At 59.8% G+C, this 12,432-nt stretch carries 12 protein-coding genes; 11 read left to right on the plus strand and 1 reads right to left on the minus strand.

What is annotated here, in order from left to right; genetic code table 11:
- Positions 1-62 precede the first annotated feature (62 nt).
- Positions 63-1,079, minus strand: a complete 1,017-nt coding sequence (locus EGT36_RS09665) for a polyprenyl synthetase family protein (protein WP_004440110.1) — start codon at positions 1,077-1,079, stop codon at positions 63-65.
- Between the two features lie 111 nt (positions 1,080-1,190).
- Between EGT36_RS09665 and EGT36_RS09670 the strand changes: the two genes are divergently transcribed.
- The 11 genes from EGT36_RS09670 (at position 1,191) to glyS (ending at position 12,369) form a co-directional block, all read left to right on the plus strand.
- A complete protein-coding gene (locus EGT36_RS09670; RefSeq protein ID WP_004440111.1) occupies positions 1,191-1,421 on the plus strand; it encodes a putative signal transducing protein in 231 nt (76 codons plus the stop codon).
- 6 nt (positions 1,422-1,427) lie between these two features.
- Positions 1,428-2,228, plus strand: coding sequence for a tRNA1(Val) (adenine(37)-N6)-methyltransferase (locus tag EGT36_RS09675; protein WP_004440112.1), 801 nt, complete (start codon positions 1,428-1,430; stop codon positions 2,226-2,228).
- Positions 2,229-2,318: 90 nt separating this feature from the next.
- Positions 2,319-3,185, plus strand: a complete 867-nt coding sequence (locus tag EGT36_RS09680) for a S49 family peptidase (protein ID WP_006699473.1) — start codon at positions 2,319-2,321, stop codon at positions 3,183-3,185.
- A gap of 20 nt (positions 3,186-3,205) precedes the next feature.
- Positions 3,206-3,400, plus strand: coding sequence for an NfeD family protein (locus EGT36_RS09685; RefSeq protein ID WP_004440115.1), 195 nt, complete (start codon positions 3,206-3,208; stop codon positions 3,398-3,400).
- Positions 3,401-3,659: 259 nt separating this feature from the next.
- Positions 3,660-4,586 carry an acyltransferase family protein gene (locus tag EGT36_RS09690; protein WP_234882024.1) on the plus strand — a complete coding sequence of 309 codons (927 nt, stop codon included), beginning with the start codon at positions 3,660-3,662 and terminating at the stop codon, positions 4,584-4,586.
- 96 nt (positions 4,587-4,682) lie between these two features.
- Positions 4,683-5,645: a glycine--tRNA ligase subunit alpha gene (locus tag EGT36_RS09695; protein ID WP_020813609.1), complete on the plus strand. Its 963-nt coding sequence runs from the start codon at positions 4,683-4,685 to the stop codon at positions 5,643-5,645.
- Between the two features lie 107 nt (positions 5,646-5,752).
- Positions 5,753-6,136 (plus strand): hypothetical protein, encoded by a 384-nt coding sequence (locus EGT36_RS09700; RefSeq protein ID WP_223215408.1) that lies wholly within the window; start codon positions 5,753-5,755, stop codon positions 6,134-6,136.
- A gap of 119 nt (positions 6,137-6,255) precedes the next feature.
- Positions 6,256-6,807 (plus strand): LemA family protein, encoded by a 552-nt coding sequence (locus EGT36_RS09705; protein WP_004440119.1) that lies wholly within the window; start codon positions 6,256-6,258, stop codon positions 6,805-6,807.
- Positions 6,808-6,881: 74 nt separating this feature from the next.
- Positions 6,882-8,159 (plus strand): 3-phosphoshikimate 1-carboxyvinyltransferase, encoded by a 1,278-nt coding sequence (gene aroA, locus EGT36_RS09710; RefSeq protein ID WP_037090854.1) that lies wholly within the window; start codon positions 6,882-6,884, stop codon positions 8,157-8,159.
- A gap of 21 nt (positions 8,160-8,180) precedes the next feature.
- Entirely contained in the window at positions 8,181-10,118 is a 1,938-nt protein-coding gene (locus EGT36_RS09715) for a DUF2207 domain-containing protein (protein WP_037090853.1), read from the plus strand.
- Between the two features lie 97 nt (positions 10,119-10,215).
- Positions 10,216-12,369 (plus strand): glycine--tRNA ligase subunit beta, encoded by a 2,154-nt coding sequence (gene glyS, locus EGT36_RS09720; protein ID WP_037090852.1) that lies wholly within the window; start codon positions 10,216-10,218, stop codon positions 12,367-12,369.
- Positions 12,370-12,432 lie beyond the last annotated feature (63 nt).

The following is a 12,432-nucleotide window of genomic DNA, read 5'->3' on the forward strand; positions in this document are numbered from 1 at the left end:
AGCAAGGCCCGCAACCTCGGGCGGATGCTGTGTTCCATCCGCCTTTCGCCTGGCCTGCGGCGTCAGTTCAGACGCTCGATGCAGAAGTCGATCACTTCCAGAAGCGCATTTTTCCAGGGGCTCTGCGGCAACGGTGCAAGCGCATCGCGGGCAATGGTGCCATAATGCGTTGCACGGCCTATCGTATCGCCGAGGCCGTTATATTTTGTGATCAGGCCGAGCGCCTTTTCGAGGTTCTCGTCGCTGCTCTCGCCATTTTCAATGGCATTGCGCCAGAAAGCGCGCTCATCCTGCGTGCCGCGGCGATAGGACAGGATGACCGGCAGGGTGATCTTACCCTCGCGGAAATCGTCGCCCGTGTTCTTGCCGAGATCAGCCGACTTGCCGCCATAGTCCAAGACGTCATCGACCAGCTGGAAGGCGAGGCCGAGATTCATGCCATAGGACTTCAGTGCACTGCGGGTCGCCTTGTCGGTCTTGGCGACGATGGGGCCGACTTCGGCGGCGGCGGCGAAGAGGGCAGCCGTCTTGGCGCGAATCACCTGAAGATAATCGTCCTCGGTCGTTTCCATGTTCTTGGCGACCGAAAGCTGCAGCACCTCACCCTCGGCGATGACCGAGGCGGCGGTGGAGAGCACGTCGAGGGCATCGAGAGAGCCGACATCCACCATCATGCGGAAGGCCTGGCCAAGCAGGAAGTCGCCGACGAGAACGCTTGCCTGGTTGCCCCAGATGGTGCGGGCGGTGGATTTGCCGCGACGCAGATCACTTTCATCCACCACATCGTCATGCAGAAGCGTCGCCGTGTGCATGAACTCCACGCTGGTGGCGAGCTTGATGTGATTATCGCCCTCGTAACCGAACATCGAGGCCGAGGCGAGCGTCAGCATCGGCCGCAGGCGCTTGCCACCTGACGAGATGAGGTGGTTGGCTACCTCGGGTATCATCTGGACATCGGAACCGGCCTTGGAAAGGATAAGCTGGTTCACCCGTTCCATGTCGGGGCGGGTCAGGTCGACAAGCGGCTTGACGGATGCGAGTTTGTTTTTGCTTTCTTCAAGCGGTATGACGACGCCCAAGGGACAGGACTCCAGTTCGAATTTGAATTCGACAATAAAAACTGACGCCTTGCGCGGCAAGGGGCGAATTGCCGCTAGCCATTCAAAAAGATGGGAATTTAAGGTCTATCCATGCGTGAACTGATCCGTACCAACGATGCCGTGCTTCTTTCCTTCGCCGAAAGCCTGATGAAGGACGCCGGCATTCACTGCCTCATCGCCGATCAGGCGATGAGCATTCTGGAGGGATCGCTCGGCCTTTTGCCGCGACGGTTCCTGGTGGAGGAAGATCGGGCGGCTCAGGCCCGCCGTATCCTCATCGATGCCGGGCTGGGCGACGAGTTGCGCAACGAAGAGGCTTGAACGACGGTGGACGACGGCATTTCCGAAACGATCGATGCCTTTCATCGGGGCCGGTTTCATATCATCCAGCCGAAGGGCAGGGGGCATCGGGCCGGCATGGACGCCATGCTTCTGGCTTCGCTGGTGGCGGATGACCGCCCCTGCCGGATTGCCGATCTGGGTGCCGGTGCCGGTGCCGCCGGCATGGCGGTTGCGGCGCGGCTCGAAAAGGCCAGGGTGACGCTCTATGAGCGCTCGCCGGAAATGGCGCAGTTTGCCCGCCGCAGTCTGGAACTGCTTGACAATGCAGCCTTTTCGGCCCGCGTCGAGGTGCGCGAAGCGGATGTGACGCTGCGCGCGAAAGCCCGTGTGGAAGCGGGTTTGCCCGACGATCATTTCCATCACGTCATCATGAATCCGCCCTATAATGATGCGGGCGACCGCCGCACGCCGGATGCTCTGAAGGCCGAGGCCCACGCGATGACGGACGGCCTGTTCGAAGACTGGATCAGGACCGCGGGTGCGATCATGATCCCGGGCGGGCAGCTTTCCCTGATTTCAAGGCCACAATCAGTGGCGGAGATTATTGCTGCCTGCGGCAGCCGGTTCGGCGGTATCGAAATCACCCTCATCCATCCGCGTCCCGGCGAGGATGCGGTACGTATGCTCGTAACCGCCATCAAGGGATCGCGCGCACGGCTGTCCTTCCGCGCGCCGCTCATCATGCATGAGACCGGCAGCCACGCCTTCACCCCCTTCGTTGATGACCTCAACAATGGTCGTGCGGCCTATTCCCGTAATGTAAGGGCAATCAGACCCGGCTTATAAAATCACCGTGACGCTAGCCGCATGCCATTGTGTTTTGCCCGGCGATACATACATCCGTGTCGATGAAGTCATTGCTGTGAGGATTGATTGGTGGGTTTGCTGAAGCTTCTTGTGCCGAAACGCTTTCGTAAAAAAGAGCTCGTCATTCCCGTGGTGCGCATGCATGGCGCGATTATGGCCGGCGGCAACCAGTTCCGCCCCGCCCTCAATCTCGCTTCCTATGCGCCGCTTCTCGAAAAGGCCTTCGCCGTCAAGGATGCTCCGGCCGTCGCCATTTCGCTCAATTCGCCCGGTGGTTCGCCGGTGCAGGCGCGGATGATCTATAACCGTATCCGCCAGCTTGCCGAGGAAAAGGACAAGAAAGTCCTCATCTTCGTGGAGGACGTCGCGGCCTCGGGCGGCTATATGATCGCTCTTGCCGGCGACGAGATCATCGCCGACCCCACCTCAATCGTGGGTTCGATCGGCGTCGTCTCCGGCGGCTTCGGTTTTCCGGAAATGTTGAAGAAGATCGGTGTGGAGCGGCGCGTTTATACGGCCGGCGAAAACAAGGTCATTCTCGATCCCTTCCAGCCGGAAAAGGAAGGCGACATCGATTACCTGAAGTCGCTTCAGGTCGAAATCCACAATGTTTTCATTGATATGGTCAAGATGCGCCGCGGCTCCAAGCTAAAGGGCGACGAGGCGATCTTCTCCGGTCTGTTCTGGACCGGCATGCGTGGCCTCGACCTTGGCTTGATCGATGGGCTGGGTGACATGCGAGAGGTTCTGCGCCGCCGTTATGGTGAAAAGGTCAAGCTCCAGCTCGTCAGCGGCGGGCGCACTTTGTTCGGTAAAAAAGTACCTGGTGTGAATGCTGCGTTTGGCCTCGACACCCCAAAGCTGGCGGCGGGCGCCGTCGCGGGTCTTGCGGAGGTCGCCGAAGAAAAGGCATTGTGGTCGCGTTTCGGTCTATGATGTCGCGGGAATAAAGCCTTATGGCGCAGCTTATTACAATCATTCTTCTGGTGGTGGGGGCCATCATCCTCTACCGCCGCTTCGTTCGCGATGCGGAAAAGCTCTCGGCAAAATCGAAACAGCGCGAGAAGGAACGCGAGACCGGAGCGATCGGCACGCTGATTAAGGATCCCGAGACGGGGGAGTACCGCGTGAAGCGTGAGGATGAGGCGTAAGGCGCAGTCATCCCGGACAATCTCGTTTGCCAGTCCTGAAGGATTGGGGGTTAACCCAAAATTCAGCTTTTCGGGACAGCCCTGAAATTCGCCGAGTATTTTCGTCCCGATTGTGCGATTAGTGATCCACAAATTTTAGGGTGATCTGCTTTGCTTCGGCCTAATCCGGCGGAAGCCTCGCATTGCGCAGCCGGACGGGGTAGTTTTGCAAAAAGTTCATTCCATTCAGTTTTTGCGGGCAGTCGCCGCGCTTTCCGTCATGTTTTTTCACATTGTCGGGGCTCCTCTGACGATAGGCGCCGCCGGGGTGGATGTGTTTTTCGTAATATCGGGATTTGTGATGGGCATGGTCGGCGATAAGGCGACACCCACCAAATTCCTGCGTCATCGGCTTTTCCGTATCGTGCCGCTCTACTGGGCCGTTACATTGCTCATGTGTCTTGGCGCGCTGGCAGGCGTGTTTTCCACATTCACCTTTACCATGGACCATCTCTGGAAATCTTTGCTGTTCATCCCTTATGCGGATGCTTCGGGCCAGGTCACGCCTCTCGTGATGGTGGGCTGGACGTTGAATATGGAGATGTTCTTTTATCTCGTTTTTGCGTTGGGTCTTGCACTGCGCGCGCCCATTTCCGTGACGATCATTGTCCTGACGGGCATGGTCTGCCTGGGGCAACTGGCGGACTGGCAGTCTCCCTTCATGCAGATATGGGCCTCGCCGCTGCTGCTGGAATTCCTCGCCGGTCTTCTCCTGTCGCAGATTGCCTTTGCGGGCGTGCGCAGCGGCGCTGCGGCCCTCGTGCTTTCTTTCGTCGGCTTCGCTTTCGCGGCCGGTATCGGTGAGCAATCCGGCCTTCTGCGCATCGCGAGCTGGGGCGTGCCAGCCGTTCTGCTGGTGGCGGGCTGTGTGTGGATCGAAAGAGCGGGTGGCTGGCCCATCGCGTGGCTGAAGCCCTTTGAAATCATCGGGGACGCCTCCTATGCGCTTTATCTCCTGCACGGGCTGGTTATTTCCGTAGTCTACAAGATCATAGCGCCGGGCCCTGCGGCGGGGATCGTGGTTGTTTTTGCGGCATTGGCTGTCTCGGTTGCAGCACATCTCCTGTTTGAAAAACCGGTGATCAGGCTTCTCAGGAAATTCGCAGACCGTGGCATCGGTGGTCAACGTGCCGAGGCCGTGGGCTGATCGCCGCTTCGCATAAAACCTTGACCCTCAGGCCATGCCGTGGCACCAGTCCGCATCCGAAGTAAGTCAATGCTTACTTATCCTCCTAACGCCGCGATGACTGCAATGACCGATGTTCCCGACCATATGAACCCGAAGCGTTCCTTTCAGGCACTGATCCTGACGCTCCATAATTACTGGGCCGACAAGGGCTGCGCGGTGCTGCAGCCTTACGACATGGAAGTGGGCGCGGGTACGTTCCATCCGGCAACCACGCTACGCGCCCTTGGGCCGAAGCCGTGGAAGGCCGCTTATGTGCAGCCCTCGCGCCGCCCGTCGGACGGCCGTTACGGGGAAAACCCCAACCGTCTGCAGCATTATTACCAGTATCAGGTCATCCTGAAGCCCAACCCTTCAAACCTGCAGGAACTCTATCTCGGTTCGCTGAAGGCAATCGGCCTCGACCCTCTGCTGCATGACGTGCGCTTCGTCGAAGACGACTGGGAAAGCCCGACGCTCGGTGCCTGGGGCCTCGGCTGGGAATGCTGGTGCGATGGCATGGAAGTCTCGCAGTTCACCTACTTCCAGCAGGTCTGCGGCATCGAATGCTCGCCGGTCGCGGGCGAACTGACCTATGGTCTGGAACGCCTCGCCATGTATGTCCAGGGCGTCGACAATGTCTACGACCTGAACTTCAACGGCCGCGAGGGCGAAGAGAAGATTTCCTATGGCGACGTCTTCCTGCAGGCCGAGCAGGAATATTCCCGCCACAACTTCGAATTCGCCGATACGGCCATGCTGCATCGTCATTTCATCGACGCCGAAAAGGAGTGCCAGGCGCTTCTCGCTGCCGGTGCGCCCGGTGACAACGATAATCAGCGCCTGCACAAATGCGTGTTCCCGGCCTATGATCAGTGCATCAAGGCCAGCCACGTCTTCAACCTTCTGGATGCGCGCGGCGTGATCTCGGTAACGGAACGTCAAAGCTATATCCTGCGCGTGCGCACGCTGGCGAAAGCCTGCGGCGAAGCCTTCCTGCTGACGGATGCGGGCGGGCTGAACTGGAACAGGGCCGCTTGATTTTTAGCGGTAAGCTCTTGTCTAACTTTGATGATTTGAAAGGCCGTTCTTGACGGCCTTTTATTTTGTGTGGATTCGTATGGCTGAATAGCGCAATGGGTTTAACCGTGAATAATATTAGAAATTTCTGTTTTCTATATGTGCTTACACTCGGATGCGTTCTCGGTAATGGCGCGGCTGCGGAAACGACAGACTGGATGAGCGGCAACGATGCCTTTGCCCGCGCCGACAAGCTGCGTTCTTTCGGAATGATCGTCACCCGCATGGAGTGCAAGGATAGCGGCCAGCGCTCTCTCGATGTGGGCAGCGCGCTCGTCCGCATGCACTACACGCGCAATACGAAAATGCTCGACTGGGTCATAGACGGCTGGAATCATCTGGAGGGAAACAAGGAATATTGGGCTGAGCGAGGCTACAGGCTTGCCTCCTATACTCTTTTTGTCCGTAAGGTATCCGGCCTGAAATTATATTGTACCGTCTTTTATAAATAACGGGCGCTGCTTCCTGCAGCGGGTCCGTTCCGCCAAAAGCGGACAGAATGAGCGAAGCCCCATGACTTTGCGGTAATGAGCGGTTATCGTGCGCGCAACGAAGCTGGGAATCGCAATTCATGTTCATCACGCTGGCAATCATCGCGGCAATCGCGCTTTATGTCGTCTTCATCTATAACGGTCTCGTCAAGGCGCGGCAGATGAAGGAAGAGGCGTGGTCGGGCATCGACGTGCAGCTGAAGCGCCGCGCTGATCTCATCCCCAACCTCATCGAGACCGTGAAAGGTTACGCGGCCCATGAAAAGAGCACCTTCGAGGAGGTGATCAACCTGCGCAACCGGGCGCAGGCCGTGCCGGCTGGCGATGTCGAAGGTCGCGCCCAGGCGGAAGGACTGCTGTCACAGGCGCTCGGTAAGCTCTTTGCGCTCGCCGAAGCCTATCCCGATCTGAAAGCCAACACCAACTTTCTGGAATTGCAGCGCTCGCTCGAAACCATCGAAAGCGAACTCCAGATGTCGCGCCGTTATTACAATGGCGCTGCCCGCGATCTTAACGTCAAGGTGGAGAGCTTCCCGTCCAATCTCGTGGCGGGGCAGTTCGGTTTTGCCAAGGCGCCCTATTTCGAGATCGACAACCCGGCCGACCGCGCCGTGCCGACGGTGAAGTTCTAAGCACCGGCTCACAAATTCTCGCCGATATTCCGATAGCCCGGCTTTGCGCCGCATTCTTTGACAAGACGACGATCATGATCGAACTGACCATCACCCCGCCCGGCCACCCGCTTTCCGGCAAGGTGGAGCCGCCCGGTTCCAAATCCATTACCAACCGTGCACTTCTGCTGGCCGGGCTCGCCAAGGGCAAAAGCCGTCTCACGGGCGCGCTGAAAAGCGACGATACGCTTTACATGGCAGAAGCGCTGCGTGAGATGGGTGTCAAGGTAACCGAGCCTGACGCCACCACCTTCGTGGTGGAGAGTTCAGGTGTGTTGCATCAGCCGGAAAAGCCGCTTTTCCTCGGCAATGCCGGCACCGCCACCCGCTTTCTCACCGCCGCTGCCGCCCTTGTGGATGGCGCCGTCATCATCGATGGCGACGAGCATATGCGCAAACGCCCGATCATGCCGCTGGTGGAAGCCCTGCGCTCCCTCGGCGTTGAGGCGGAGGCGCCGACCGGCTGCCCGCCCGTCACCGTCTGCGGTAAGGGTACTGGCTTCCCGAAGGGCAGCGTCACGATCGACGCCAACCTTTCCAGCCAGTATGTGTCCGCACTTCTGATGGCCGCCGCCTGCGGCGACAAGCCTGTCGATATCATCCTCAAAGGTGAGGATATCGGCGCGAAGGGCTATATCGATCTCACCACATCGGCCATGGAAGCCTTCGGCGCAAAGGTGGAGCGGGTCAGCAACGCCATCTGGCGCGTGCATCCGACCGGCTACACGGCGACCGATTTCCATATCGAGCCGGATGCCTCGGCCGCCACCTATCTCTGGGGCGCTGAGCTTTTGACCGGCGGCGCCATCGATATCGGTACGCCGGCCGACAAGTTCACCCAGCCGGATGCCAAGGCCCATGAGGTCATGGCGCAATTTCCGCATCTGCCCGCCGAAATCGACGGTTCGCAGATGCAGGATGCCATTCCCACCATTGCCGTTCTCGCCGCCTTTAACGAAACGCCGGTGCGTTTCGTCGGCATCGCCAATCTGCGCGTCAAGGAATGCGACCGAATCCGCGCCGTCTCACTCGGCCTCAACGAAATCCGCGATGGTCTGGCGCATGAGGAAGGCGACGACTTGATCGTGCATTCCGATCCCTCGCTTGCGGGCCAGACGGTGAATGCCTCGATCGACACTTTCGCCGACCACCGTATCGCCATGAGCTTTGCGCTGGCGGCGCTGAAGATCGGCGGCATTGCCATCCAGAATCCGGCCTGCGTGGGCAAGACCTATCCCGGTTACTGGAAGGCGCTCGCCTCGCTGGGCGTCGACTATACCGAAAAGGAAAGCGCTGCCGAGCCGCAGCACTGAGCCATTGAGGAGAAATCACCCGTGAAGACCATCGCCGCAAGATTTCTCGCGCTGTTCGTCTTCCTGGGCGCGGCCTTCCCGGCTTTCGCGGAAGAGTTCATCCGTTCGTATCATTCCGTCATCGAGGTTGCGCGAGACGGAGAGCTGACGGTGACGGAGACCATCGCCGCCCGCGCCGAAGGCCAGAACATCAAGCGTGGCATTTTCCGCGATTTTCCGCTTTATGCGCTGGATGCGAATAACCGCCGCACCAAGGTGGATTTCAGCGTCGTTTCGGTGGAGCGCGATGGTGCGCCCGAGAACTGGCGCACCGAAACCATCGATGGCGGTATCCGCATCTATACCGGCAGCGCCGACCGTTTTCTGCCGACCGGCGAACATATCTTCCAGATCACCTACACCACCGCCCGGCAGATCCGTTATTTCAGCGATTATGACGAGCTGACCTGGAACGTCACCGGCAATGGCTGGCAATTCCCCATGGGCGAGATTTCCGCCACCATCACGTTGCCTGATGGTATCAAGGCGACGGATACCGCCGTCTTCACCGGTCCGCTTGGCGCAAAAGGCAAGGACGCCCGCATCCTCAGTGAGGGCAACGAGGTTTTCTTCGCCTCCACTCGCCCCTTTTCGGTGGGCGAGGGCATGACGGTTGCGGTGAAACTGCCCAAGGGGGCTATATCGGCTCCTGACACCACGCAGGAGGCGGGGTGGTGGCTGCGGGACAATCTCGCCATCCTCCTTTCGGGCGGCGGTCTCTTCGTCGTGCTCCTCTATTATCTGCGAGCCTGGTTCGCCGTGGGCCGCGATCCGGCAAAAGGCGTCGTCGTGCCGCGCTGGGACGCGCCGGATGGACTTTCCCCGGCGCTGGTCAATTACGTCGATAACCGCGGTTTTTCCGGCGCGGGCTGGACGGCGCTTTCCGCTTCGGCACTTGATCTGGCCGTAAAAGGTTATGTGGTTCTGGAGGACCTGAAGAACGCCATCGTCATCCGCCGCACGCAAAAGGCGACGGCCGACAACCTGCCGACGGGACAGAAGACGCTGCTTTCCTCCATCGGTGGGCCGGGGGAGACGCTAACCATCGACAAGGCCCATGGGGCGGAGGTCGAGAAGGTCGGCAAACAGTTTCGCGCAGCGATAGAGAAAGAACATCGCGGCAAGTATTACCGTGGCAATGCCGGCTACACCGTCTTCGGTATCTTCCTCAGCCTCGCCCTCATCGTTGCGACGCTGGTCTTCGGCGATCTGGATGAGAGCGCCATCGCCGCTGTGCTGGTCTTTGGCTTTTTTGCTTTCTTTTTCAGCATCCTTTCGATTGGCATCGGCCGGCAGTTTTCGCGCGGCGCGCCGCTGCGCAAGCGGATCGGGGGCATCGTCATGCTCGCCTTTGCCGGTTTCGTGGCCTTTTCGGCCATTGGCGGCATCGCCACGCAAATCCTGCTTGACGTTACACATGACACCAAGTCACTGGCGCTCGCTGCCATCGGCGGAATCGTGCTCACCAATGCGCTGTTCCTGTTTCTGATGGGCGCACCGACGCCGCTCGGCCGCAAGCTGATGGATGGCATCGAAGGCCTGCGGACCTATCTGACGCTGGCCGAAAAGGACCGGATGAACATGGCGGGCGCGCCGGCCATGTCGCCGCAACATTTCGAAACGCTGCTGCCCTATGCCGTGGCGCTTGGCGTCGAAAAGCCCTGGAGCCGTACGTTCGAGACCTGGCTCGCGACCGCCGCCGCCGGTGCCGCCGCGGCAAGTTATGTGCCCGGCTGGTACCTGGGCAGCAATTACGGCAGCTTTGGCGACAGGATCGGCGGGTTCTCAACCTCTATGGCAAGCACAATCGCCTCCACCATTCCGCAGCCTGTCAGCTCTTCCGGCTCCAGCTTCTCAGGCGGGGGCGGGGGCGGTTTTTCCGGCTCTGGCGGCGGCGGTGGCGGTGGCGGCGGCTGGTGATGCCTGCCGCGGTAATTTAACCGATAGCTGGTGACTTTTGCCGCTGGTCTTGCTAAGTCCGCGACACTCTTTTGCAACAGATTAAAGTCCTTATCCCATGCCCGATCTTCTGCTTGAACTTCGCTCCGAGGAAATCCCTGCCCGCATGCAGCGCAAGGCGGCGGGCGATCTGAAGAAACTCGTCACCGATGCCTTGGTGGAGAGAGGGCTGACCTATGAAGGTGCGCGCGAATATTGGACACCGCGTCGCCTGACGCTGGATATTCGTGGCCTCAACGCCCGCTCGGCCGATGTGCGTGAGGAAAAGAAGGGTCCGCGCACCGATGCCAATGAAAAGGCCATCGAAGGCTTTCTGCGTGGCGCAGGCCTCAACGATATCTCGGAAGCGCAGGTTGTTTCCGATCCGAAGAAGGGTGATTTCTACATCGCCATCATCAACAAGCCGGGCCGTCCGGCGGAAGAGATCATCGCCGAGGTGATGCCCGGCATCATCCGCTCTTTCCCCTGGCCGAAATCCATGCGCTCCGGCCCCGCTTCGATGCCGAAAGGCTCCAGCTATGCCGGTATCGAAGGCAAAGGTTCGGAAAGCCTGCGTTGGGTGCGGCCGCTGCAGTCCATTGTCTGCCTGTTCGGCCCCGAACACGATGAAACGCAGGTCATCCCGTTTGCCATCGATGGTATCGTTGCCGGTAACGTTACCTATGGCCATCGTTTCCATGCGCCGGGCCCGATCACCGTACGCCGTTTCGAGGATTATGTCTCGAGCCTCGAAAAGGCGAAGGTCATTCTCGATGCCGAGCGCCGCAAGGACATCATCCTGCACGACGCCAAGGACCTCGCTTTCGCCAACGGGCTCGACCTTGTGGAAGACGAAGGCCTGCTGGAAGAAGTTTCCGGCCTGGTCGAATGGCCGCAGGTGCTGATAGGCACTTTCGAAGAGGACTATCTGCAAATTCCCGCAGAAATCATCCGCCTCACTATCAAGACCAACCAGAAGTGTTTCGTCACCCGCAACCAGGGTGCGGAAGAGGGCCTTTCCAACCGCTTCATCCTTGTCTCGAACATCGAAGCGAGTGATGGCGGCAAGGAAATCATCCACGGCAATGGCAAGGTCGTGCGCGCGCGCCTGTCGGATGCCCGCCATTTCTGGACCCGTGACCAGGGTGATCTGCCCGATCTTGAGATGCTGAAGGACTCGGCTGCAAAATTCAGCCTCGATCTTAAAAAGCCGCTCGACCAGCGCATGGCGAAGCTCGATGCGCTCAACGTCACCTTTCACGCCAAGCTCGGAACGCAGGGCGAGCGCGTGGCTCGCATCCGCGAACTGGCGAAGACGCTGGCCCCGATCGTCGGCGCCGATGCCGCGCTGGTGGACCGCGCCGTTGTGCTGGCCAAGGCCGACCTGCGCACCGAAGCCGTCGGCGAATTCCCCGAGCTTCAGGGCCTGATGGGCCGCAAATATGCGGCGCTTCAGGGCGAAAACGAAAGCGTCGCCGCCGCCATCGAAGATCACTACAAACCGCAAGGCCCTTCCGACCGCCTGCCGGCCGATAAGGTGGCGATCACGGTCGCCCTTGCCGACAAGCTCGACACCCTCATCGGCTTCTGGGCCATCGATGAGAAGCCCACCGGCTCGAAGGACCCCTTCGCGCTACGCCGTGCGGCGCTGGGTGTGGTGCGTATTCTGCTTGAGAAGAACGTGCGGCTGCCACTGCTGAGCGTTGCCAAGGATCCGGACCTTCTCTCCTTCTTCCACGACCGTCTGAAGGTCTATCTCCGCGATCTCGGCGCGCGTTACGATCTGATCGACGCCGTCCTGACGCCGGAATCTGACGACCTGCTGATGATCGCCCGCCGTGTCGAAGCGCTCACCGCCTTCATCACCGGTGAGGATGGCCGCAACCTTCTGGCAGGCGCCAAGCGTGCCACGCAGCTTCTGGCCGCGGAGGAGAAGAAGGGGACTGTGGTGGCGGATGGCGTTTCGGAAGAGTTGTTGAAGCTCGATGCCGAAAAGGCGCTTTATGCGGCGATCAAGACCGCGTCTGCCGATGCCGCGAAGGCTGTTGCCGGCGAAGATTTCCGCTCTGCCATGCAGGCGCTTTCGACGCTTCGCGCGCCCGTCGATAAATTCTTCGAAGATGTGCTCGTCAACGACGAGGACGCGGCCATCCGCGCAAACCGTCTGGCGTTGCTGAAGGCCATTCGCGAGGCAACTGGCACGGTTGCGGATTTCTCGAAGATAACGGGCTGATAGGGTTGGGGTAGCCGTACATGTCAGTGTGCGCGGTTCACCCCCCTCTGTCCTGCCGGACAT

The organism is Agrobacterium sp. FDAARGOS_525 (assembly GCF_003938925.1).
Taxonomy (GTDB): domain Bacteria; phylum Pseudomonadota; class Alphaproteobacteria; order Rhizobiales; family Rhizobiaceae; genus Agrobacterium; species Agrobacterium pusense.

Coding starts and splice junctions, on each gene's coding strand:
- EGT36_RS09705 (WP_004440119.1), top strand. CDS start 6,256: ATGTTCATCACGCTGGCAATCATCGCGGCAATCGCGCTTTATGTCGTC.
- EGT36_RS09695 (WP_020813609.1), top strand. CDS start 4,683: ATGACTGCAATGACCGATGTTCCCGACCATATGAACCCGAAGCGTTCC.
- EGT36_RS09670 (WP_004440111.1), top strand. CDS start 1,191: ATGCGTGAACTGATCCGTACCAACGATGCCGTGCTTCTTTCCTTCGCC.
- aroA (WP_037090854.1), top strand. CDS start 6,882: ATGATCGAACTGACCATCACCCCGCCCGGCCACCCGCTTTCCGGCAAG.
- EGT36_RS09690 (WP_234882024.1), top strand. CDS start 3,660: ATGTTTTTTCACATTGTCGGGGCTCCTCTGACGATAGGCGCCGCCGGG.
- glyS (WP_037090852.1), top strand. CDS start 10,216: ATGCCCGATCTTCTGCTTGAACTTCGCTCCGAGGAAATCCCTGCCCGC.
- EGT36_RS09685 (WP_004440115.1), top strand. CDS start 3,206: ATGGCGCAGCTTATTACAATCATTCTTCTGGTGGTGGGGGCCATCATC.